Source organism: Actinomycetota bacterium (assembly GCA_019347675.1).
GTDB lineage: Bacteria > Actinomycetota > Nitriliruptoria > Nitriliruptorales > JAHWKO01 > JAHWKW01.
Genome location: JAHWKW010000001.1, coordinates 198900 through 220324 on the forward strand (window position 1 = coordinate 198900; position 21425 = coordinate 220324).

22 protein-coding genes, 1 pseudogene and 1 riboswitch are annotated in these 21425 nt (G+C 72.5%); of the genes and pseudogenes, 13 read left to right on the top strand and 10 right to left on the bottom strand.

Annotated elements, in window-relative coordinates:
* Positions 1–13 precede the first annotated feature (13 nt).
* On the bottom strand, positions 14–262 hold the full coding sequence (locus KY462_00995) for a hypothetical protein (GenBank protein MBW3576321.1): 249 nt from the start codon (positions 260–262) through the stop codon (positions 14–16).
* Between the two features lie 56 nt (positions 263–318).
* Positions 319–1038 carry a class I SAM-dependent methyltransferase gene (locus tag KY462_01000; protein ID MBW3576322.1) on the bottom strand — a complete coding sequence of 240 codons (720 nt, stop codon included), beginning with the start codon at positions 1036–1038 and terminating at the stop codon, positions 319–321.
* 198 nt (positions 1039–1236) lie between these two features.
* On the opposite strand from KY462_01000, the gene KY462_01005 reads away from it, so the two are divergent.
* The 6 genes from KY462_01005 to KY462_01030 all read left to right on the top strand — a co-directional run bounded on the left by KY462_01005 (position 1237) and on the right by KY462_01030 (position 5589).
* Positions 1237–1848, top strand: coding sequence for a sigma-70 family RNA polymerase sigma factor (locus KY462_01005; protein MBW3576323.1), 612 nt, complete (start codon positions 1237–1239; stop codon positions 1846–1848).
* Complete coding sequence (locus tag KY462_01010) at positions 1841–2266, top strand: zf-HC2 domain-containing protein (GenBank protein MBW3576324.1); 426 nt, start codon at positions 1841–1843, stop codon at positions 2264–2266. Before KY462_01005 ends, KY462_01010 begins: the two co-directional genes overlap by 8 nt.
* Before the next feature lie 30 nt (positions 2267–2296).
* Positions 2297–3361, top strand: coding sequence for a hypothetical protein (locus tag KY462_01015; GenBank protein MBW3576325.1), 1065 nt, complete (start codon positions 2297–2299; stop codon positions 3359–3361).
* A gap of 62 nt (positions 3362–3423) precedes the next feature.
* Positions 3424–4629, top strand: coding sequence for a trypsin-like peptidase domain-containing protein (locus KY462_01020; protein MBW3576326.1), 1206 nt, complete (start codon positions 3424–3426; stop codon positions 4627–4629).
* A gap of 29 nt (positions 4630–4658) precedes the next feature.
* Complete coding sequence (gene tatB / locus KY462_01025; protein MBW3576327.1) at positions 4659–4961, top strand: Sec-independent protein translocase protein TatB; 303 nt, start codon at positions 4659–4661, stop codon at positions 4959–4961.
* Between the two features lie 88 nt (positions 4962–5049).
* Positions 5050–5589, top strand: coding sequence for a phosphatase PAP2 family protein (locus KY462_01030; protein ID MBW3576328.1), 540 nt, complete (start codon positions 5050–5052; stop codon positions 5587–5589).
* A gap of 10 nt (positions 5590–5599) precedes the next feature.
* On the opposite strand, the pseudogene KY462_01035 reads toward KY462_01030, so the two are convergent.
* Positions 5600–6697: pseudogene (locus tag KY462_01035) on the bottom strand (Mrp/NBP35 family ATP-binding protein).
* A gap of 178 nt (positions 6698–6875) precedes the next feature.
* Between KY462_01035 and KY462_01040 the strand changes: the two are divergent.
* Positions 6876–7637, top strand: a complete 762-nt coding sequence (locus tag KY462_01040) for a hypothetical protein (GenBank protein ID MBW3576329.1) — start codon at positions 6876–6878, stop codon at positions 7635–7637.
* On the opposite strand, the gene KY462_01045 is transcribed toward KY462_01040, so the two are convergent.
* Together KY462_01045 and KY462_01050 are read right to left on the bottom strand one after the other, a co-directional pair.
* A complete protein-coding gene (locus KY462_01045; GenBank protein ID MBW3576330.1) occupies positions 7621–8400 on the bottom strand; it encodes a hypothetical protein in 780 nt (259 codons plus the stop codon). The genes KY462_01040 and KY462_01045 overlap by 17 nt on opposite strands.
* Before the next feature lie 59 nt (positions 8401–8459).
* Positions 8460–8840, bottom strand: a complete 381-nt coding sequence (locus KY462_01050; protein ID MBW3576331.1) for an NUDIX domain-containing protein — start codon at positions 8838–8840, stop codon at positions 8460–8462.
* A gap of 66 nt (positions 8841–8906) precedes the next feature.
* On the opposite strand from KY462_01050, the gene KY462_01055 reads away from it, so the two are divergent.
* The 4 genes from KY462_01055 (at position 8907) to KY462_01070 (ending at position 11751) form a co-directional block, all read left to right on the top strand.
* Positions 8907–9755: a PHP domain-containing protein gene (locus tag KY462_01055; protein ID MBW3576332.1), complete on the top strand. Its 849-nt coding sequence runs from the start codon at positions 8907–8909 to the stop codon at positions 9753–9755.
* A 189-nt stretch (positions 9756–9944) separates the two neighbouring features.
* Positions 9945–10532, top strand: a complete 588-nt coding sequence (locus KY462_01060) for a LuxR C-terminal-related transcriptional regulator (GenBank protein MBW3576333.1) — start codon at positions 9945–9947, stop codon at positions 10530–10532.
* Positions 10533–10586: 54 nt separating this feature from the next.
* Positions 10587–11429 (top strand): AAA family ATPase, encoded by an 843-nt coding sequence (locus tag KY462_01065; protein ID MBW3576334.1) that lies wholly within the window; start codon positions 10587–10589, stop codon positions 11427–11429.
* Entirely contained in the window at positions 11422–11751 is a 330-nt protein-coding gene (locus KY462_01070) for a hypothetical protein (protein MBW3576335.1), read from the top strand. Before KY462_01065 ends, KY462_01070 begins: the two co-directional genes overlap by 8 nt.
* Positions 11752–11777: 26 nt before the next feature.
* Here the strand turns inward: KY462_01070 and KY462_01075 are convergent, their stop codons facing one another.
* From KY462_01075 to KY462_01095, 5 genes are all read right to left on the bottom strand, one after another.
* Positions 11778–13889: a DEAD/DEAH box helicase gene (locus KY462_01075; GenBank protein ID MBW3576336.1), complete on the bottom strand. Its 2112-nt coding sequence runs from the start codon at positions 13887–13889 to the stop codon at positions 11778–11780.
* Between the two features lie 72 nt (positions 13890–13961).
* A complete protein-coding gene (gene tenA, locus KY462_01080) occupies positions 13962–14624 on the bottom strand; it encodes a thiaminase II (protein MBW3576337.1) in 663 nt (220 codons plus the stop codon).
* The gene (locus KY462_01085; GenBank protein MBW3576338.1) at positions 14621–15265 is read right to left on the bottom strand and encodes a transcriptional regulator; all 645 of its coding nucleotides are present in this window, start codon (positions 15263–15265) and stop codon (positions 14621–14623) included. The genes tenA and KY462_01085 overlap by 4 nt, the downstream gene beginning before the upstream one ends.
* A 1-nt stretch (position 15266) precedes the next feature.
* The gene (locus tag KY462_01090) at positions 15267–16673 is read right to left on the bottom strand and encodes a sodium:solute symporter (protein MBW3576339.1); all 1407 of its coding nucleotides are present in this window, start codon (positions 16671–16673) and stop codon (positions 15267–15269) included.
* A 7-nt stretch (positions 16674–16680) separates the two neighbouring features.
* Positions 16681–16935, bottom strand: a riboswitch (TPP riboswitch).
* A gap of 20 nt (positions 16936–16955) precedes the next feature.
* Positions 16956–17717, bottom strand: coding sequence for a TrmH family RNA methyltransferase (locus tag KY462_01095; protein ID MBW3576340.1), 762 nt, complete (start codon positions 17715–17717; stop codon positions 16956–16958).
* A 6-nt stretch (positions 17718–17723) separates the two neighbouring features.
* Between KY462_01095 and KY462_01100 the strand changes: the two genes are divergently transcribed.
* Together KY462_01100 and KY462_01105 are read left to right on the top strand one after the other, a co-directional pair.
* Positions 17724–18224 (top strand): FxsA family protein, encoded by a 501-nt coding sequence (locus tag KY462_01100; protein MBW3576341.1) that lies wholly within the window; start codon positions 17724–17726, stop codon positions 18222–18224.
* A 39-nt stretch (positions 18225–18263) separates the two neighbouring features.
* Positions 18264–21422, top strand: coding sequence for a fibronectin type III domain-containing protein (locus tag KY462_01105; GenBank protein MBW3576342.1), 3159 nt, complete (start codon positions 18264–18266; stop codon positions 21420–21422).
* The last annotated feature ends 3 nt before the right edge of the window (positions 21423–21425 follow it).

Consider the following 21425-nt stretch of genomic DNA (forward strand, 5'->3'; position numbering starts at 1 on the left):
GGCAGTGCGAGGGTCACAGCGGGCGCGGCTCCTGCCACAACGTCTCGTCCCGTTCCTTCTCCCGCCGCTTCTTTAACGCGTAACCCAACGCGCCCGCTCCCGCCAGGAGGAGGACAACGAACTTGCCCTTCCCGCCTGACGTGTCCTCTTCCTCATCGCTGGTCACAGCCTCCTTGGCGACCTTCCCGGCGAGGGCGACCTTGGCCGCTTCCTTCGCCTTGTCCTTCACCGTGGAGTCGTCGTCCTTGCTCCGTCGGAACACCGCTGGGTCTCCTCGTCGCTGCACGGGTCGATCAGGCGACAGCCTGCCACAGCCGTCTACGCCTCCACGGCCGACTGACCGAAGCGGGCCAGAACCATGCCGCCGTCGAGCGGGATCACCGCGACGTGGATGCCCTCGTCGTCGATGAGGCCCTGCACGAACGCCCGCCGCGACCGTAGTTCCTGGCCGCGTCCGACCGCCGCGCCGAGGAGGACCAGCGTGCCTCCCGGGCGGAGCAGGCGACGGACGTGGTCGCGCAGCTCGTGGTGATCGACGCTCCGCGAGACCACCACGAGGTCGTAGCCGTGATCCGAGAGCCGTGGGAGGACCTCGAGCGGATCGCCGGGGATGGCCCGGACACGGCCCGGTGGTGCTGCTTCCTCGAACGCCTGGCTCGCCAGTGCCTGGATCGCGGGGTCCGGTTCGATGCTGGTGAGCATGCCCCTGGGTGGCATGCCACGGAGCAGGCACAGGCCCGTCATCCCCGCGGCCGACCCGATCTCCACCACGGTCCGTGCGGACACGGCCGCGGCCACCCAGCTCAGGAGCGCGCCCACCGGTGGCGACGGGACAGCCACGTCCACGCCGACGCGGCCGCGGACGGCATCCATGGCCGCGTCCTCGGCCGCAGCCAGCTCGGTGAGCTGAGCCAACGTGAGCTCGTCGGGGACGGCGGGCCCACCGGGAGTGGAGACCTCAGCCTCGGATCGCGAGGGACGAGGGCCGGTGGGACGGAACAGCTCGTCGGCGCCCGGAAGGCTCGCTCGACGTTCCACGGTCGCCTCCTGATCGGCCGCCGAACGCTAGCAGGCATCGTGCGGTCCGCGCGCGCAGATTCGACACCTCGGGAACCTCCGGCCACGGCACCGGCGTTGCCCCCAGACGTGACACGTGCTGCTCCACCGCCTCTGTTGGAGGGGCTCCGAGGCGTGCTCGGCGGTACGCTCGCGCCGACGCGCGACGACAGGACGCCTGTGCTCGGGGGCCCGTTCCGAGCTATCAACGGTTCCGCGCCGGCCGCCTCCGGTGATGACGTCGATCGGTCTGCGGCGGCCGGAACAGACCCCGTCCCCACCTGGGACGAGGTTGCGACGCGGTACGGCCACAAGATCTACACGATCGCGTACCGGCTGACCGGCGATCCCGAGGAGGCCAAGGACCTCACCCAGGACGTCTTCGTGCGGGTGTACCGCAACCTCGACAAGTACCAGCCGGGCACGTTCGAGGGCTGGCTGTACCGGATCACCAAGAACCTGTTCCTCGACCGGGTGCGTCGGCGCAAACGGGTACGCCTCGAGCCGCTCCCTGAGGACGAGTGGCGACAGCCTCAGGACGCCGGTCCCGGTCCGGAGGCCCGCTTGGAACAGGGCCTGCTGCGGGGCGACATCGAACAGGCACTGACCGAGCTTCCCGCCGACTTCCGCACGGCGGTGGTGCTGTGTGACGTGCAGGGCCTGTCCTACGAGGAGATCGCGCGCGCCACGGGCTGGCCACTGGGCACGGTGCGCTCGCGCATCCACCGGGGTCGCAAGCTTCTGCGCGGTGTCCTACAGAGCGCCGCTGACCGCCGCGACGCCGATGCGTGACGCGCGGTCGCGCTGGCCGTTCGGCGAGCGCCACGAGGAGGAGCGGCTGTCGGCGCTCCTCGACGACGAGCTGGACGACGACGAGGCGCTGGCCGTCACCCGCCACGTCGCTCGCTGCCAACGCTGCGAACGTGAGCTGACCGCGATCCGCCTGGCTCGGCTGGCGTTGCGTGCCCTGCCGGCGGTCGAGCCGCCGGCGGAGCTGTGCCGGGCCCTGCTCCGACCGCCTCGGCGTGCCCCGCGACGCTGGCGGTGGGCGGCCGCTTCGGTCGCCGGTGGGCTGCTCGTGGGCGCCGCGGCGTTCCTGGCCGGGCACGACGGCGGCACCATCGCGCCACCTGTGCATGTCTTCGTGGTGGATCATGCCGTCCGCAGCGACAGCGGCCCGGTCCTCAGACCGGTCGACGTCGACCGCTGACCGTCGATGCGCGGTGGTGCGCCTGCGCGCGTGCGTCCTCGGTGGGTCGGGCTGGTGGCGCTGGGGGCGACGCTGCTCGCGTTCAGCGGCGTCCAGGCGGACGCCGACGAGCGCCAACCCTGGCGCGAGGTGCTCGAGCGGGCCGTGGAGGCCGGTCGTGACCGTGCCTACCGCGGTCAGCTGGTGGTCGTCTCGTTCGGCGCGCACGGACCGACCGTCGACCAGTTCTCGGTGTCACAGGGCGCGGACGGCTCGCTGGTGACCGACCGCACCGGTTCGTGGTTGCTGGGTCAGCGCGGTGATGAATCGTTCTTCGGTGACCACCAGACAGGGACCCTGCTTCGGCTGGGCGCGGTCGAACGCACGGGACTGCTCCTGCACCGACTGGCCCGGAAGTACGAGGTGTCCCTGGATGGTGCTGCGGACGCCGCCGGCGGCGCGGCGGCGGTGGTGGTGCTCCGCGAGCGCGGCGCACCTCATGTGCGTGAGCGTCTGTACGTCGATCGCCACACCGGCCTGCTGGTGCGCCGCGAGACCTACCGCGCCGACGGCCAGCCGGTGCGGCTGGCGACGCTGACGTCGGTCGATCGCACGCCGACCGACCTGCCCCCGGTCGAGTCGAGCTGGCCCCGCGAGGTTCGCCCGACACACGCCCCGGTGTCGCGGCGGAGCGTGCGCATCCTGCGCGAGGTGGGTTGGGTGGTTCCCGACGAGTTGCCCGGCGCCTTCCATCTCGTCGACGCCTCCGCGGTCGGTGACGGCGAGGGCTCGTCGCTGCACCTGTTCTACAGTGATGGCCTGTACACCCTGTCGGTGTACGAGCAGCACGGCACGCCCGACGGTCAGGCGCTCTTGGCGCAGGGTGCGCAGCCCGGACGCTTGGGTCGGCTGCACGTCTTCCGCTTCCCACGCGCGCAACCCGATGCGTACGTGTGGGGCGGAGGGGGGCTGACGTTCACGGCGGTCAGCGACGTGGCCCCCGACGCGGTGGCCGAGGCGCTCGAGGCGCTGCCGCACGATCCGCCGCCCTCGGTGCTGCGGCGTGTGGGCCGAGGCCTACGCCGGGTCGGGACCTGGCTGTGGCCGTTCCACTGACGTGTCGCCGTGGGGACTGAACCTCGGACACGCGGTCGGTCAGGTCGGGGACAGGAGGCACGATGGAACAGCGTGATGAGAGCGACGGGGCCTGGGCGGTTCAAGACCCACGCCACGGTCCCGCCACCGCGGTCGCCGAGCCCGACCGCACGGCGACCGTCACCGCCCCGGGTCGCCGCCCTGCGCGGCGCGGCACCGCCACCGTGGTGCTGGCTGCGCTGGTCGGAGCGGTCCTGGGGACGGCCGCGACCTTGGCCCTGGCGCGCACCGCCGCAACGTCGGCGCCGCAGGTCCGTGCGCCAGTCGTCGAGGACCGTGGCGACGACCTGCTGTCGCCGGTCGCGGCCGTCGCCGAGGCGGTGGTGCCCAGCGTCGTGCGGATCAACCGTCTCACGGTTCGCGACGACGCAGGTGTGGAGGAGGGGCTGGGCTCGGGTGTGATCTACCGCTCCGACGGCTACATCATCACCAACAACCACGTCGTCGAGGGTGCGGAGCGTCTCCAGGTCCGCTTCGCCGATGGTGAACCGGTCCCGGCGGAGGTCGTGGGGACCGACGCGCTCACCGACGTCGCCGTCCTGAAGGTCGGCCGTGCAGGCCTTCCGGCCGTCAACGTGCGCGACGAGCCGGTCCGGGTGGGGGAGTTGGCGGTCGCGATCGGGAGCCCCTTCGGGTTGGACGCCACCGTCACCGCGGGGGTGGTGTCGGCTCTCAACCGCAGCATCGATGCTCCGATCGCCGGGGGGGTGATCTCGATCCCCAACGTCGTCCAGACCGACGCCGCGATCAACCCGGGGAACTCGGGCGGGGCGCTGGTGGATTCGCGAGGTCGCTTGATCGGGATCAACACCGCGATCCTGGGCACGGTCAGGATCGCGGGACAGGCGGGGAACATCGGGGTGGGCTTCGCGATCTCGGCGCACGATGCCGTCGCGGTCGCCGACAAGCTGATCGAGCAGGGGTTCGTGCGCCACGCCCGTCTGGGGATCCAGGCACGCGACCTCACGCCGAGCGTGGCCCGCGACTTCGGCATCGACGTCTCCGAGGGGGTGCTGATCGATCAGGTGGAGCCCGCAGGTCCAGCGGCGGAGGCGGGCTTGCAGCCCGGGGATGTGGTGATCGCCGCGGATGGACGACCGGTGGCGGGCATGGACCAGCTCGTGGCCGAGATCCGCGCCCGGGAGCCGGGTGACGTGCTGTCGTTGACGGTGGTGCGCGGCGAACGCGAGTTGCAGGTAGATGCCGTCCTCGGCGAGTGGCGCCGGTAGGCTGGCCTGCTGTCATCGGCAGGAGCAGCGTGGGCAACGTCGGCTTCCAGGAGCTGTTGGTGATCGCCGTGCTCGCCCTGTTGGTGTTCGGTCCCGACCGTCTTCCTGAGCTCGCGCGGCAGGCCGGCAGGGCGCTCGCGCGTGTGCGCGAGGAGACGTCACGCAGTGTGACCGAGCTGAAGCAGGCCGCCGACCTCGAGGACCTCAACCGGGAGCTGCGGGGGGTCCGGGCCGAGCTGCGCGCGGCCGGCCGGGACCTGACCGGCCTCGACCGCCCCGCGGGAACCCGGCGGGTCGAGTCGCCGCCGCCCACCGACCCCGACGCCACGTGACGGCCGGTGTCCCGGGGGCGTGAAGCGGATCCGACAGGCGGTGGTCCTGGTGGTCGCCGCCTCCGCGGTCGCCGCGTCCTACCTGGCGATGCGCATCCCCGATCTCGAGGCCGCTGAGCGGGCGCTGGCCGTCCGCGTCCGCCGTCCCCGCGGCCCGATCGTGGACCGGGCCGTCTCCGCGGCGACCGACCTGGGCTCGGTGTTCGCGATCAGCGGTGTGGCGGCGGTGCTGGCCGCGACCGGCCGGCGCCGCGCCGCGGTGGACGTCGTGGCGGCCGGCCTGCTGGCGTGGGTCGCCGCCCAGTCGCTGAAGACGCGCGTGCGGCGGCTCCGCCCCTACCAGGTCGAGGCCGCCGAGCGGCTGGTCGCCGAACCCGGCGGGTCGTCGTGGCCGAGCGGGCATCCGGCCGTGGCCGCAGCGGTGTTGACCGCCTTGGCGCCGCAGCTGCCCCGCGCCAGTCGGACCGCCGGTGGGGTGATCGCCGGGTTCGTTGCGACGTCACGGGTGTACGTCGGTGTGCACTACCCGACCGATGTCGTGGCAGGCCTCGGCCTGGGAGGGATGTGCGGGGCGGCCTGGCGGCTGGCCACGCGTGGCTACCGGCGGTCGCGCGGGATGACCAGCTGACCGGCGGACGTCAGCCTTGCAGCAGCGGGAGCGTCCTGCCGACCACCGAACGCGCCCGCTTGGCGACGATCCGCGCGATCGTGCGCAACGCCTGCGCGGCGGGGACGTCGGGGTGCGCGTCGACGATCGGGACGCCGCGGTCGCCGCCCTCGCGCACGGTCGGGTCGATCGGGATGCGGCCCAGCAGATCGGTGTCGAGCTCGTCTGCCACCTGCCGCCCCGCCCCCGACCCGAAGATGTCGTGGGTCGTGCCACACGCGTGGCAGGTGAAGCTGGCCATGTTCTCGATCACCCCGGCGACGTGCATGCCGGTTTCCTCCGCCATCTGACCGGCGCGGACGGCGACCTTCCCCGCGGCCTCCTGCGGTGTGGTCACCACGAGCATCCCGGCGTTGGGCAGCATCTGACCGAGCGAGATCGCGATGTCCCCCGTGCCCGGGGGCAGGTCGAGGAGCAGGAAATCGAGCTCGCCCCAGTAGACGTCGGCGAGGAACTGCTGCAAGGCACGGTGCAGCATCGGCCCGCGCCACATCACCGGCCGGTCCGGGTCGGGGAGGAAGAAGCCGATCGAGATCACCTTGCAGCCGTAGGCCCGCAGCGGCATCACCATGCCCTCGAAGCCGAACGGTCGGCCGGAGACGCCGAGCATGCGGGGGATCGAGTACCCGTAGATGTCGGCATCGACCACGCCGACGCGGTGACCGTCAGCTGCTAGGGCCACTGCCAGGTTGGCGGTCACCGACGACTTGCCGACACCGCCCTTCCCGGACGCGACGGTGAACACGTGCGTACGGGCGCTCGACGTGGCGAACGGGATCTCGTCGCCGCTGGTCTGGCCGCGTTCGGCCCGGAGCCGCCGTCCGAGCGCCTCGCGCTTCTCGCCGGCCATGGCACGCAGGTCGAGATCGACGTGGCGGACGCCGCCGAGCCGGCGCACGGCGGCCTCCAGGTCGCTGGTGAGCCGCTCCAACTCCGGTGAGCCGGGGATCGGCACGTCCACCGCGACGCGGACCCGGCCGCCGTCGATCGCCACGTCCGAGATCATCTGCAGGTCGGTGACGGGCCGCTCCAGGTGAGGTTCGGTCACCTCACCGAGCGCGTCGAGAACCTGCTCAGGGGTCGCCACCACAAGACCTTCAACGGTTGATCATCGGGTTGGCGGCTGCGGTGAGCGCCGCCGCGGCGATGCTACCGGCGGATGCGATCGCGGCCGCCTCGATCCGGCGATCCGTTAGCCTGCCGCCTTCGCGCCGAGTTCTCGACCGGTCTCGATCACCGGAGAGCATGTGCCCCGATCGTCGGTCGCCGCTCTTGCGGCGCTGCTGGCAGTGGCCACCTCGGCGTGTCAGCTGCGCTTGGCCGCCGACGTCGTCGTCGACGCAGGTCTCGACGGGACGTTCGAGCTGATCGTCGCCGTGGACGGCGAGCTCGCGCAGCTGCTCGACGAGGTCGGGGTCGACGTGCTGGCCGGCTTGGACGAGGTTCGACGCTCCGCGCCGCAGTGGACGGTGCACACCGAACACGACGATCGCGGTCTGACGGTGCGGTTGGGGGCGCGGTTCGACGGCGCCGAACAGTTCACCCAGCTCACCGACGAGCTGCATGCCGCACTCGACGGCGACGACGCGCGGCTGTTCGAGCATCTGCGGCTGCGGCGCCTGTCTGGCGGGCCGGTGGCCTTCGACGGGGCGGTGGGGTTGGTGCTCCCCGCGGCGCCTGGCGCCCGCGGTGCGGGCGTCGCGGTCGATGCGGACGACGTGCAGCGGGTCCTGACCGAGCGGGGCGAGGATCTGGTCCGCTACGACCTGCGGGTGACCCTGCCCGCCCCGCCACGCGTGCACGACGCCGACGAGGTCCACGGGACCACGCTGATATGGCAGGCGCCGGTCGGGCGGCTCCGGCCTGTCACGGCGGTCTCCGAAGAACCTGGCGTCCCACCGCTGCTGATGGTGGTGGTCGGCGTGGTCGCGGCCGCGGGGACCGCCGCGGGTGCGGCCGCGCTCCGCCGCCACCGCCGGGTTGACACCCGGTTCACACCTGTGGGGTGAGCTCCACCAGGGTGCAGGTGTCCTTCCAGCGGTCCAGCGCCGCCTCGCCGTCGGGCAGGTTGAGGCGGGTGCTGACACCGAGCTGTGCGATGCGGTCGAACTCGTCGCTGTCGTTGTCGATGATCCGCACCGACGCGGGGACCTCGCCGATCCGTGCCCGGACGTCCTTGCTCCGGGCGGTGAGCGTGACCTCGTCGGCTCCCTGGATGTTGGTGAGATCCTGCTCGTCGGGTCCCGTCACCACGAACACCTTCCCGCCTTGGTAGACGAACCAGGCCGGCTTGGTGACGGTGCCCCCGTCGGGCTGCGGGATGGTCACCCAGATGATCGCGCTCTTCTTGAGGGTGGCCTCCAGCGCGTCCCCGATCACGCCTGCCGCGGCCGCCGACTCCGGTGCCTCGACGAACACCGGCACGCGACCCACTTCCTGGTCGTTCAGCAGCAGGACGAGCGTGTGATCCTCGGCGCTGTGCAGGGTGACGCCTCGGCGGACCTGGTCACGGAAGCGATCCTCGTACATCTGTCCGCGCAGGGCGATCCGCCCGTACGGGTGCTGATAGACGAGCGCCCCGGCGGGGTCGAGGATCGCCCACGACTCGTCGTAGACGCCCTGCGGCCCGCGGTAGAGGCGATCGACACCGAACGGCTGGGCGCGTGCCGGCAGCTCGCCGCGGACGACGATGACCGGGTCGATGACGCCGGTCGCGGGGTCGTAGGAGCCGAGGTCGTAGACCAGGGCCGACAGGACCGCGACCCGCACCATGCCGTGCCTTCCCTGTAGGACCTGCGGCGGCGGCGCAGTATAGGTGGCGTCGGTCTGGGTCAGGGCGCGAGGTCGACCCCGTGGCGGTCGAGGAAGTCGACCAGACCCGACGTTGTCGCCACCGACGTCAGCGTCGACCGGCCCGCCCACGCCACCTCAGCAGCGTCGTCTCCTGCCGACACCACTCCGCCGACAACATCCACCAGGAAGTCGATGATCACGTAGTGGCCTTCGTCGCCGATCGACTCCGCAACGCCGACCAGGTCGCCGACCTCCACGGCCAGCCCCGTCTCCTCGCGGACCTCGCGTCGGACGGCGTCGGCCAGGCGCTCCCCCGGCCGTACCCGCCCGCCAGGCAGGGTCCAGCGGTCGGCGGCGGGCGGGCGCCCGCGCCGGACGACCAGGAGGCGACCCTGCGGGTCGCGAGCCACCGCGCCCACGCCCACGACCGGTGCCGGAGGGGCTACCACGCCCGTTAGCGTAGGAAGCCCGATGACGGCAGGACCGTGTCCGGCTACGACCTACACACCCACACCACCGCCAGCGACGGCACGACCACCGCCGAGGACAACGTCCGACTGGCCGTGGCCGTCGGCTTGGATGGCCTGGCCGTCACCGATCACGACACCGTGGCGGCGTGGGACGACAGCGTCGCCGCCGCGGACGGGTCCGCGCTCGAGATCGTCCCGGGCGCGGAGCTGTCTGCGGAGCTCGGCGGCTACAGCGTCCACGTCCTTGGCTACTGGTTCGACCCCACCGACGAAGCGCTCACCGCCGAACTGCACCGTCTGCGCACGGAACGCGACCGGCGCGCCCAGGAGATCGTTGAACGCTTCGTCGAGCTGGGCGTTCCGGTCACGCTCGATCGGGTCCGGCAGCTGGCCGGCGACGCCCCGATCGGGCGCCCGCACGTGGCCGCGGCGGTCGTGGACACCGGGGCGGCCCGAGACGTCTCCGAGGTGTTCGACCGGTGGCTGCACGACGGCGGCCCCGCGTACGTCCCCAAGTACGCGGTGGATCCCGTCCGGTGTGTGCGCCTGATCGTGGAGGCGGGCGGGGCGGCTGTCCTCGCGCATCCGGGCTTGTACGGGCCGGCTGAACAGGCGCGGGCGGGAGTGGGCCTGGAGGCTGCAACCGTCGAGGAGATGGTCGCGGCCGGCCTGGCCGGGATCGAGGCCCATCACCCCGACCACACCCCCGAGCAGGTCGCCCGCTACGGTGACGTGGCACGTGCCCACGGCCTCGTGGTCACCGCCGGCTCCGACTTCCACGGGGAGCGCAAGGATCTCGACCTCGGCCAGGCCACGACGCCCCGGGCCCGTGTCGAGGTCTTGCGCGAACGGGCGCGCCGGTGAGCGCCGCTCCTCAGGGGCGGCGCGAGAGGAGCTGTCTTCGGTCTTCTAAGACCGCAACGGAGGTGTACCGGCGAGCGTCTCAACGGCGCCTCGCCCGAACCGGCCTCTGCGGTCCGCAAGCGGTAAGGTCCACCTTCCATCGCGGGAGACAGCTCAACGTCAGCGTTCGTGCCCAGTGAGGAGGCCGCCGTGTCTGAGGCTCCCAAGAAGGCAGCGAAGGTGATCCCGCTGCCGACGCTGACCTTCCGGTCAGGTCCCCTGGCCGGCTCGTCGCTGAGCATCGAGGTCGACGACGGCACCATCGGACGCCGCGAGGACAACACGATCGTCATCCCGGAACCGCGCGTGTCGCGTGTGCACGCGTCGGTGCGTCGGGATGCGGGCGCGGTGATCCTGACGGACCTGGGCTCCAGCGCCGGCACCAAGGTCAACGGCGAGGAGCTCACCGGTCCTCGGGTTCTGCGGCACGGCGACCGCGTCACCTTCGGTCCGGTGGAGGCGATCTTCGAGGACCCGGCGATGGCGGCCCAGGACGAGGACGCCACCATGGTGTTGGAGATCCCCAAGGTCGAGACCGGGCCGCACCTTTCGCCCCGTCAACAGCAGGTCCTGGAGCTGATGGCAGAGGGGATGACCAACAACGAGATCGGTGAGCAGCTGGGCGTGACCGAGCGCACCGTCAAGGCCTACGCCCAGGAGCTGTACGACAAGCTCGGGGTCCGCAACCGTGCAGGCGCCGTCGCGGAGGCCGCCAAGCTGGGGATCCTCGAGGTCTGACCGTCCGTCCGAGCGGGCCATCATCGACAGGCCCCGAGGGGAGCTGTACCGGGTATGCCGGCCACCGTGTACGCGATCGCGAACCAGAAGGGCGGCGTCGCGAAGACGACCACCTGCCTGTCGCTGGCCGCGGCGATGGTCGAGCTCGACCGTGCGGTGCTCGTGGTCGACCTCGATCCGCAGGCGTGTCTGACCTTCTCGCTGGGCTACGACCCGGATCAGATCGACCCGTCGCTGCACGACGTCGTCGCCGGACGGGCCCGATTGGTCGACACCATCGTGCAGCACCAGGTCGCGGACCTCGCCCCGGCCAACATCGACCTGGCCGGCGCGGAAGTGACGCTGCTCAGCCGCACCGGTCGCGAGTACCTGCTACGTGGCGAGCTCGTTGATCTCGTTGGCAGCTACGACGTGGTCTTCCTCGACTGCCCCCCGTCGCTGGGCGTGCTGACCATCAACGGCCTCACGGCCGCCGACGAGGTGCTGATCCCTGTCCAGTGTGAGACGCTCGCGCACCGCGGGGTCTCTCAGCTGCTGGAGACGATCCAGGACGTCCGCCGCCTGACCAACCGCGGGCTGACCGTCCGCGGGGTGGTGGCCAGCCTCTTCGACCCTCGGACGTTGCACAGCCGCGAGGTCCTGCGCGACGTCGGCGAGCGGTACGGCTTGCCGCTGGTCGGCCCACCGGTCCGCAAGTCGATCCGCTTCGCCGAGGCGCCGGCAGGCGGTCGCTCCATCCTCGACCATGCGGGATCGGTGCCCGGTGCGGCGGCCTACCGGGCGATCGCCCGCGAGCTGCTGGGCCTCGAGGTGGAAGAGGAGCTGCTGGAGGCGGCCGGCTGGTCGCGGGAGCAACGGGCCGAGGTCCTCGACGTGGAGCAGGCCGGTCGTGGGTGAGTCACCGCGGGGACTCGACCGGGTCCGTGCCCCCGATCCTGCCCGTCCTCGTCGGCGGGACCTGGAGGGCGCCCGCGCGTTGTATTCGGTCGATCCCGACGCCAACCCCACGTCCACCGTGCTGGTGCGGTGTCCGCGCTGCGAGGTCGAGCGCGGGTTGACGACCTCGGAGTTGCCAGGGCTGCTGTCCGTGCCGATCCTCGTCGACCCGTTCCGGGGGCGGTTGTGGACACGCTGCCCGACGTGTGAACGCCGCGCGTGGCTGCGGATCCGGCTCGGCCCCGGAGTGCCCTGGCCCTTCCGGCCGCCGCGGAGCGGATAGACCGCGGCGTCCGTCGCTGGCGCGGATCACGGCAGATGCTCGACCTTGACCCGGCGGGCCGAGGTCGGCCTTCCCTCCCCCCGCGCAGCCGGACCCCGCTCGGACAGGTCGAGCCCCGGCCGACCGTCGCCGTCCGCATCGGGCGTCGGCGCCTTCGCCGGGCCGCGTGGTCGCTGGTCCGGCCTGGACGGTGTGGCCGGCTTCGGATCGGCGGGGGCGGTCGCGGTCCGCCCGGCACGGCGGGCCCGGCTCGTGTCGCGGCTGCGGACCCGGACCCGCGCCGGCTCATCGTCGTCGCTGCCGCCTTCCACGTCCGTCGCCGGCCGCGCGACCTCGCCACGGCGACCTCTCCGGTGGCGGTCGCTGCGCGGCTGCTCGCCCCCGTCGCGGTCCTGAGGCGCCTCGAGGTCGTCCGGGGGGGGTGGTGGGTCGGCGACCGACGCGTCGGCATCGCCTGCGAAGCGCTCCCACGGGGTGTGCTCGGGCAGGTCGAACCGCTCGGTCAGCAGGTCGGAGGTGGAGAACACCTCCTCGAGGGGGCCGTTGGCGGCACCCACCGCTTTGCGGATCACGTTGAGGCGGTCCAGTTCGTTGAACGTCGCGAACGTGACCGCGACGCCGGCCGCACCGGCCCGCCCCGTCCGGCCGATCCGGTGCAGGTACATCTTCTCGTCTTCGGGGCAGTCGTAGTTCACGACGTGGGTGACGCCCTCGATGTCCAGCCCCCGGGCGGCCACCTCGGTGGCGACCAGGACGTCGGCCTTGCCCGCACGGAACCGCTCGAGGTTGCGTTCCCGGCGCGCCTGACGGAGGTCGCCGTGCACGGCGGTGGCGCTCATCCCCAGCCCGCGCAGCTCCTCCACCAGCCGATCCGCCATCCGCTTGGTGCGCACGAACACCGTGGCGAGATCCGCGGCGGGGGACTGCAGGATCCGTGCCAGGACCCGTGGTTTGTCCAGCCGGTGGACGACGAAGAAGTGCTGCTCGGTCTCGGGCGCCACCTGGGGTTCCTGAGCCTCGGCACGCAGGAACGTGGGGTGGCGCATGTAGCGGCGGGCCAACGCCACGACGTCGGCGGGCATGGTGGCGGAGAACAGCAGCATCTGCCGCGGCTCAGCGCAGGCCTCCACGATCCGCTCGACGTCAGGCAGGAACCCCATGTCGAGCATCTCGTCGGCTTCGTCCAGGACGACGGCCGCCACACCCGACAGGTCGAGGTTGCCGCGCCCGATGTGGTCGAGGAGCCGGCCCGGGGTTCCCACGACGACATCGACCTCACCGTTGCGCAACGGCTGCGTCTGGGGCTCGAGCGGGACCCCGCCGTAGACGGTCAGGATCCGCGTCCCGAGCTCCGTCCCGACCTGATCCAGGTCATCGGCGACCTGCAAGGTCAGCTCCCGGGTTGGGGTGACGACCAGCGCCTGGACCCGCCCCGCACCTGCCTCGATCCGCTGCAGAAGCGGCAACCCGAAGGCGAGCGTCTTCCCCGTCCCGGTGCGGGCCTGGCCGATGATGTCGGCACCGTCCAGCCCCAGGGGGATGGTGAGCTCCTGGATCGGGAACGGCTCGACGATGCCCTGTGCTTCAAGCGTGCGGCACAGGGCCTCTGCGACGCCGAGGTCGCGGAAGGTCTTCGTGATCGATCTCTCCTCGGTGCTCGCCGTCCGGCGGCCGTCGACGCGGTCGGCTACCCGGGGCCTCGGCGCCGCAGCGCCTCGGGCCCTTCGCGGGCCAGCTCGATCGCCTGGGACGGTGTGAGCTCCACCGGCCCCGGTCGGTCGTCGAGCCGCTCGTCGTAGACGTGCACGTCCGGGGTGATCGCTCGCGGGCGCGGCTCGGACCGTGCGATCATGTCGGCGTGCACCCGAGCCTGCAGGTCGTCCGCCGCCTGCTCCACGCCACGGTCGTCCGACGGTTGTCCGACGGTGGCGGCGACGGGCGTGGCGGCCGGCTCGGTCCACGCGTCGGTTGGCGCGGCGCGGTGCGACTGCGGCAGCTGTGGAGGGTGATGGGCGGTGAACGAGCTGCGCCGTTCGGGGTCGGGCCCAGCCGGGTCGGCTCCGCGCAGGCGTGCCAGCAGACGCCCCACCACTGTGGGTCCTCCCGCGTCTGCCAACGTTGCCTCCTGCCGTCGCCATCGTGAATGTACCGGCGACCGTCCCCGGGATACTGCCGAACTCCGACCGATGCCGGTTGCGCCGACGCGAGTCCTACACCGGCCAGGTCTCCCCCCGCCAGGCGGCATCCCAGAACATCCACTCGTACCGGCTCGTGGTGACGAAATGGGCCCGCATCCGGGCGAGCTGGTCCGCGGCGATGTCCTCGCCCACCCGGTCGGCTGTGGCCAGGACGTCGCGGACGATGGCCGTGAACTCCTCACCGCCGTAGGTGTCGATCCAACGCTGGTAGCGCGGATCGGGTGAGCCGTGGGCGAGCAGCTCCTTCCCGACCTCCCAGTAGATCCAGTAGCACGGCAGCACCGCCGCGAGCGCCTCGGCGAACGACCCCCCGTAGCAGGTGGCGAGCAGGTAGCTGGTGTACGCGCGGTTGGTGGGCCCCACCGATGTCCCCGCCGCCGTTGAGGCCGGGATCCCGAGCTCACCGAGCAGGTGCTCGTGGAGTTCGCGTTCCACCTCGATCGCGCCCGCGGCGTGCCGGGCGAACATCGCCACGTCGGTGTCGGCGGCGGCCTTCGCGGCGCAGACAGCCAGCGCCCGGGCGTAATCCTCGAGGTAGTGGGCGTCCTGCACGACGTAGTAGGAGAACGCGTCGTCGTTGAGCGTCCCCTCCTTCAGACCGACCAGGAACGGATGCTCGAGGATCGCTGCGTAGATGTCGGTGATGTCGGACCACAGCGTCTGTGTCAGCGTCATCGTGGGGTGTCCTCCCACCTCTCGCCGGCGTGCACGGCGTCCCAGAAGCGCAGCTCGAAGCGCACGACCCGCCGGAAGGCCCGTTCGACCTCGGGCGGCGCTGGCGCGGTCAGGGTCGCGTCGAGCAGGGCGGCCAGGTCATCGACCCACTCGCCGAACGCCGGCGACGACCAGTTGTCGATGAACGGCCAGTAGGGGGAGCGCTCGTCGGTGCGTTCGCGAACCGACGCCCATGCGTCGAAGTAGGCGCGCTCCGCCCCGTACAGAACGGTCAACGAGACGGGCCACCCGTCGGCGGGAGCGGCGAGGACGAGCGAGGTGTAGCCCAGCGTGGTGGGCGACGGCTCGACCTCGAGTGGCAGCCCGTGCTGCGCCGCCTGGCGGCGGAACAGGTCGATCTCCGCCTGGAGCGACGGGAAGGCGCCGGCCAGCAGGTCGCGGGCGTGCTCGTCGGGGGCGAGCTCGACCAGCCGTCCCAGGAAGCGCCGGAAGCCCACCACGAACCAGTGGTCCTGTGTGAGCCACCGGTGGAACGCGTCCGAGCCGAGGGTCCCGTTCCCAGCGGCGCGCACGAACGGGTGGTCGGTGATCGTCGCCCACAGGTCGCGGTTGTCGGCGAGCAGTTGGCTGGACACGCTCACGTCAGGTCCTCTCCAGGGTCGGGATCCGCATGCCGAGCTCCGCCAGGTCGGTGGTCCGCCGCGACAGCAGCGACCCGGCGACCGCCACGGCGCTCGAGGCCAGCACCGCACCGGCGAACGGGGGCAACGTCGGCACGCCCTGCGGGAAGGTCGCCACGACGGCGCCCTCAACGAGCGACCCGGTGGTGACCCAGCCGGGGGCCACCGCGCCGACCAGACCCGCGACGGCCCCCGCGAGCGCCGCGCCGGCCGTCGCGTGCGACCACAGCCCCAGCATCGCCGGGACGACCGTGGCGGCGCACAGCAGGTCGGCGATGAGGAACAGCCGGAGCACCGAGTAGCCCTGTAGCGCGACGGCCAGCGCCGGTAGGACCAGCACGACGGTCACGGCCCGGGCCGCGCCCACATCCATGGACGGTCGCTCGCTCACCACCAGCGAGGCGAGCCCGTTCTCGAGCGTGTCGACCGACGACGCGACGAGCGACAGACCCAGAACCAGCACCGCCAGGTTCACCCACGCGGGCACCGTGGCCATCAGCGCGAAGAACGGCACGGGCGGCGAGCCCAGGTCGAGGCCGGACCCGGCCGCGACGATGCCCACGACGCCGGCCACAGCCACGACCGGAGCTGTGGCTGCCATCCCGATGCCGGCCCCGCCCGCCAACGCCCGGGTCGACCGCGCTGCGAAGACGCGCTGCCAGTAGCCCTGGTGGAACAGGTTCGCCGCGACGATCGCGATGACCAGCGTCACGGCGGCCTGGACCCCGATGGCGTCGACGCCCAGCAGCCCCGAGCGGGTGAGCGCTCCCGGCCCGTCGCGCAGCCCACCCAGCACCGCGACGACGCCGATCGCGAGCAACACCAGGATCAGCCACGCCTGCCAACGGTCGGTCCGCAGCGACGCCCGCAACCCCCCGTAGGCCGTGTAGGCGAGGGTGACCAGCGCCACCCCCACGGTCGCCACCCACGGGGCGATCCCGGCGGTGATCGCGGCGACCGCCCCGACCGCGGTCAGCTCTGCGGTGACGAAGATCAGCATGTACAGGATCGAGATCGCGACCACGTAGGCGTGGAAGGTCCGCCCGAACCGCAGACGCACGAACTCCGTCAGCCCGTGTCCGCGGGGCGCCACGGCCCGCAACCGACCCCCCAGCAGGGCGAACACGACCAACGGGGCGGCCGCGCCGATCGCGTACCCGAGCGCCGCGACCAGGCCCACCCCCGCCCCGACCTCCGGGGGTGCGAACAGGATCCACGCACCCATGCCCGACGCGAAGAACGACAGCCCGAGCGCCGCGACCCCCTGGCTGTCCCGCGCGGTGGTGTACTCCTCGAGATCCTCGGCACCACCGCGCGCCCGGAAACCGACCCACGCGAACACCGCCAGGGTCGCCACGAGCAGGACCACACCGACAGCGGTGACCACGACGCGCTCCCTCCGCCGGTGCTAACCGGTTCAGGTTCAAGGGGTCTGCGCTCGGTCGCGCACTCTCAGCCGTGATCCGGTCACTACCGCTACGTGAGTGACCTGATCTGGTCACTACCGCTGGCGCTACGTGAGTGACCTGATCTGGTCACTACCGCTGGCGCTACATGAGTGACCTGATCTGGTCACTACCGCTGGCGCTACATGAGTGACCTGATCTGGACGGGCTCCCCCGGCGTTGCCGGCGGCAACCGTAGACGCCGCTCACCAGCGGCGCCAGGGGCCGGTGTACAGGACCACCGCCACCGCCGTGGCGAGGTTCAGGCTCGACACACCCGGCCGCATCGGGATGGCGACCGACACGTCGGCGCGGCGACGCACCTCGTCGGACAGCCCCCGGCGCTCCGTTCCGAAGATCAACGCCGCGCCGCGCGGCAGCCGCGCGTCGCCCAGCGGGGTCCCGGCGGGGTCGAGCGCGACGACGGGCCGGCGGGTGGGGAGCAGCCCGGACAGGCGCGCCACCGGGAGCGCGAACTGCAGACCGGCGCCGCCCCGGACCGCGGTGGGATGCCACGGGTCGGCCCCGCCGACGGTCACGACGCCGTGCGCACCGGCCGCCGCGGCGACCCGCACCACCGCCCCGACGTTGCCGTGGTGGGTCGGACGTTCCAGCACGACGAGCGGAGCGTCGCTGGGCTCCAACGCGGCGCGGACGTCGACCGAGGGACGGGCGGCGACCGCCACCAGCGGGACGGGCGGCCGGCCCGGGAGCAACCGGTCGAACGTGGGCGGGGACAGTCGGTGCACGGTGACCTGCGTGGCGTGCAGTTCCGGAGGCAGGTCAGCGTCGGGGGTGTCTTCCAGGAGCGCCACCGCCGACAGCTGCGCCCCGAACCGCAGAGCGTGCTTCACCGCGTGGTGACCCTCCAGGACGACGTACCGGTCGTCACGGCGGGCGGTGACGAACTGCTGCACCAGGGCGTGCGTCGAGCGCCCGCCGTCCTCTTCACGCGCGGCCTCTACCATGGGCAGGTGCTGCCGCTGTTGATCCTCGCCTTCATCGCCATCCCGATCGTGGAGCTGGCCGTCATCCTCCGGGTCGGAGCCTGGCTCGGATGGTGGCCGACCCTGGTCGTGCTGATGGTCGACAGCGTGTTGGGAGCCGTCCTGGTCAAGCATGAGGGACGCAGGGCCTGGGACGCCTTCCGCAACGCCATCGCCGAGGCGCGCTGGCCAGGGGACGAGGTCGCCCAGGGCGCCTTCGTTCTGGTCGGCGGGGCGCTGCTGCTCACGCCCGGATTCCTCACGGACGTCGTCGGCCTCCTGGCGGTGCTCGCCCCCACCCGCGCCGTCCTCTCGCGTTGGCTGCGTCGCAGACTGACCCCCGAACCGCTGCGCCGGACCCCGCATCGGGACCGGACCGAACGCACAGGCCGGACGAATCGCCCCCCCATCGACGTCGAGGTCGTGTCAGTCGAACGCCCCGACGACGGATCTTCGTCAAGAGACGCCTCCGGCGAACCGACACCGTAGTGTGCGCGCGGCAGGATCCCGGGCGCGGGCGAGGCATGCGTGAGGAGCACAAGCGGCGGGGTGACCCGGGTCGCTCTGGTGCTGGGGATGGCCGCCGTCGTCGCGGCCCTCCTCGTGCCTGCCGCGTCAGCCGCCGGTCCGGCGTGGTACCGGGTCGGTGCGACGGCGGGGGTGGCCTCCTACGACCAGCTCGCCGGGTCGCCGTCGCTGGAGGTGTACTCGACCGCGGTCCAGCACGGAAACCAGACCGGGACGTTCCGCTTCCATCCGCGTAAGACGGTCAAGGAACCCGGCAGCGGGCCGGGTCAGGCAGCCAGCGGTGTCGGGTACGCCACGCCGTCCCGGCTTTCGGGCACCGTCCCGGCCGGGACCTGGAGGTTCGGTGTCGACGTGCAGACGACCATCCCGGCCGACCCCCGGACCACGGGGAAGCTCATGGTGGCCGTGTACAAGGTCGGTCGCGGCGGATCCCAGCTCGTGGCGGTCGCTCAGGACGCGCGCAACGTCCTGGCCGCGGCGTCATCGAGGTTCGAGCTGACGGAGAGCCTCCCGACGCTCGTCTTCAACGACGAGCACCTGGCCACCGAGTGGTACCTCACGATCTCCTCCAACGCTGCGTCGTCGGGCCCGTGGACGACCCGACTGCGTCACGGCGCCAGCGGTGACCACGTCACCGCCCCCGGCGCGCTGACCCCACCGCCGCTGGCTGCGCCGACCAACCTGCGGGTGACGGGCACAGGCGACAACACGATCGCGTTGGCGTGGACCGCGGCCGCCGACGGCCGCGTGAGCGGCTACGTGGTGCGCCGTGCCACCTCGGCGGACGGCCCCTGGGCCGACGTCGCCACCACGTCGGGCACCACCCACACCGATGGAGGACTGCGCAACGGCACCCGCTACTACTACACGGTCGTCGCATACGACGCTGGCGGGAACCGTTCCAGCCCGTCGAACGCCACCAGCGCCGTGCCGGCCGACACCACGACGCCGACCGCGCCAGGGGACCCCAGCGTGGCTCCCAACGGCTCCGGGCGGCTCGACGTCGCTTGGCCGCGGTCCCCGTCGACGGACGTCGCCGGGTACGAGGTTCAGCGTTCGGGGTCGTCAGCCGGGCCCTTCGCCGCGGTGGCCCGTGTCGCCGGGACGACCTTCTCCGACACCGGGCTGGCTGCCGCCTCGACCTGGCACTACCGGATCGTCGCGATCGACGACGACGGCCTCCGCTCGGCCCCGACCGCACCGGCCGCCGGGACCGTGGCACCGTCCCCGCCGACCGGGCTCCGCGTGGTCGGCGTCGCCTCAGGGGCGGTGGCGCTCGCGTGGAACGGCACCAGCGAGCCGGTTACCGGCTACCTGGTGGAGCGGGCCGGGAGCAGCGGTGGGCCCTACCAGCAGATCACCGCCAAGCCGGTCGGAGGGACCTCGTTCACCGACAGCGGGCTCACCAACGGCGTGACCTACTGGTACCGGATCCGGGCCGTGGACGCCTCCGGGGCGCGTTCGTCACCGTCGGGGGCGGTGAGCGCGACCCCGGCCGACACCGGCCGACCGGCGCCACCGACGTACCTGGTCAAACAGCCGCTCGGGAACCGCGTGCAGCTGGCGTGGGGACCCAGTCCCTCGGCCGTCGTGGGCTACCGGGTCCTGCGGACGACCACGCCCGCCGGGGGCTACACCGACATCTCCGGGCTGACCGGCCGCACCTCGTTCACCGATGGGCCCCTGCCGGTCGCGATCCCCTTCTACTACGTGGTGATCGCCGAGGACGCCGCCGGCAACCGCTCGATCGCGTCCACCCAGGAGCGCTACACGGTCCCGCCGTCGGCGCCGACCGGCCTGGTCGCGGCCGAGGTGAGCGAGACGTCGGCGAGGCTGCGCTGGAACGGCACCAGCGAGCCGATCGCCGGGTGGGTGATCTCCCGCCGGGTGGCCGGCGGTCGGTACGTCGTGATGGGGCGCGCCGACAGCCCGACGTTCGTCGACGGCGGGTTGGAGCTGGGCCGCACCTACCAGTACGTCGTTCAAGCCGAGGCGATCGACGGAACGCTGTCACCGCCGTCGAACGAGGTCACCGTCGTTCCCCGCGACGGCCCACCGACCTCGCCCACCGGGGTGCAGGTCACCGACACCGGCGCCGGCGGGCAGCTGCGTATCCTGTGGGCGGCCAACCCGGAACGTGACGTGACCGCCTACCGCGTCGAGCGCCGACAGGGCGGGGGCGGTTGGACCCGCGTCGCGACGCTGGGGACCACCACCTACCTCGACGGCGGGCTCACCGACGGCGTCACCTACACCTACCGCGTGATGGCGGTCGACCGGGTCGGGAACGTCTCCCAACCGTCGGCCGAGGCGTCCGGGACGCCGACCGACCGCACCGCGCCGCCGCCGCCGTCCGGCGTCGTGATACGTGCCTGGCCGTCCTCCCTCGACGTCGCGTGGAGTCAGGCGCCCGGCGCGACCTCCTACCGGGTGTACCGGTCGACCGCTCCCACCGGGCCGTTCGCGCCGGTGACCGGGGTGGTCACCAGCCGGGTGTACCGCGACACCAACGTGACCCAGGGGACCAGGTACTTCTACGTCGTGCACGCGTTCGACGCCGCAGGCAACGACTCGGGGCCGTCGCAGGCCGTGTCGGCGACGTTCACCGGGTTCGCCGGTGGGACCACCCCGGGTGGTGGCGGCGGTGGTGGCGGTGGCGGGACGGGCGGAACGGGGGGGAGCGGCGGGGCCCCAGGGCCGAGTGGGACCGGCTCGACCGCGGGCCCCGGTGGCCCCACACCCGGCGGCGGCCTGGGCTACCCGGGACTGCAGGCGGGTGGCGCGCGACCCGGGGCCGGGACACGCGACCAGCCGGCGCGCCGGGCCGGTCAGCCGGTACCGTCAGCGACGCCCGGCGGGCCGTCACCGCTGGCCATCGGCGACATCCCGCTGGCCTCCGACCAGCCCGGTCTGCCGCCCCGGACCCGCGCCGACGAGCTGTTGGCGACCGGCGACGTCCCGCGGGCGATCGCCCGGTCAGCCGAGGAGGTCGCCCAGAACGTGACCGAGGTGGTGCGTGTGTTCCGCGTGCCGCTGCTGCTGCTGCTCCTGCTTCTGGCCTACGCCATCGCGCAGGGACGTCTCGGGCGCGAGACCCTGCCCGCCGCGACCGACGTACCGACAGGGGGTGAGGACGACGACGCTGAGTATCTCCTCTGAAGC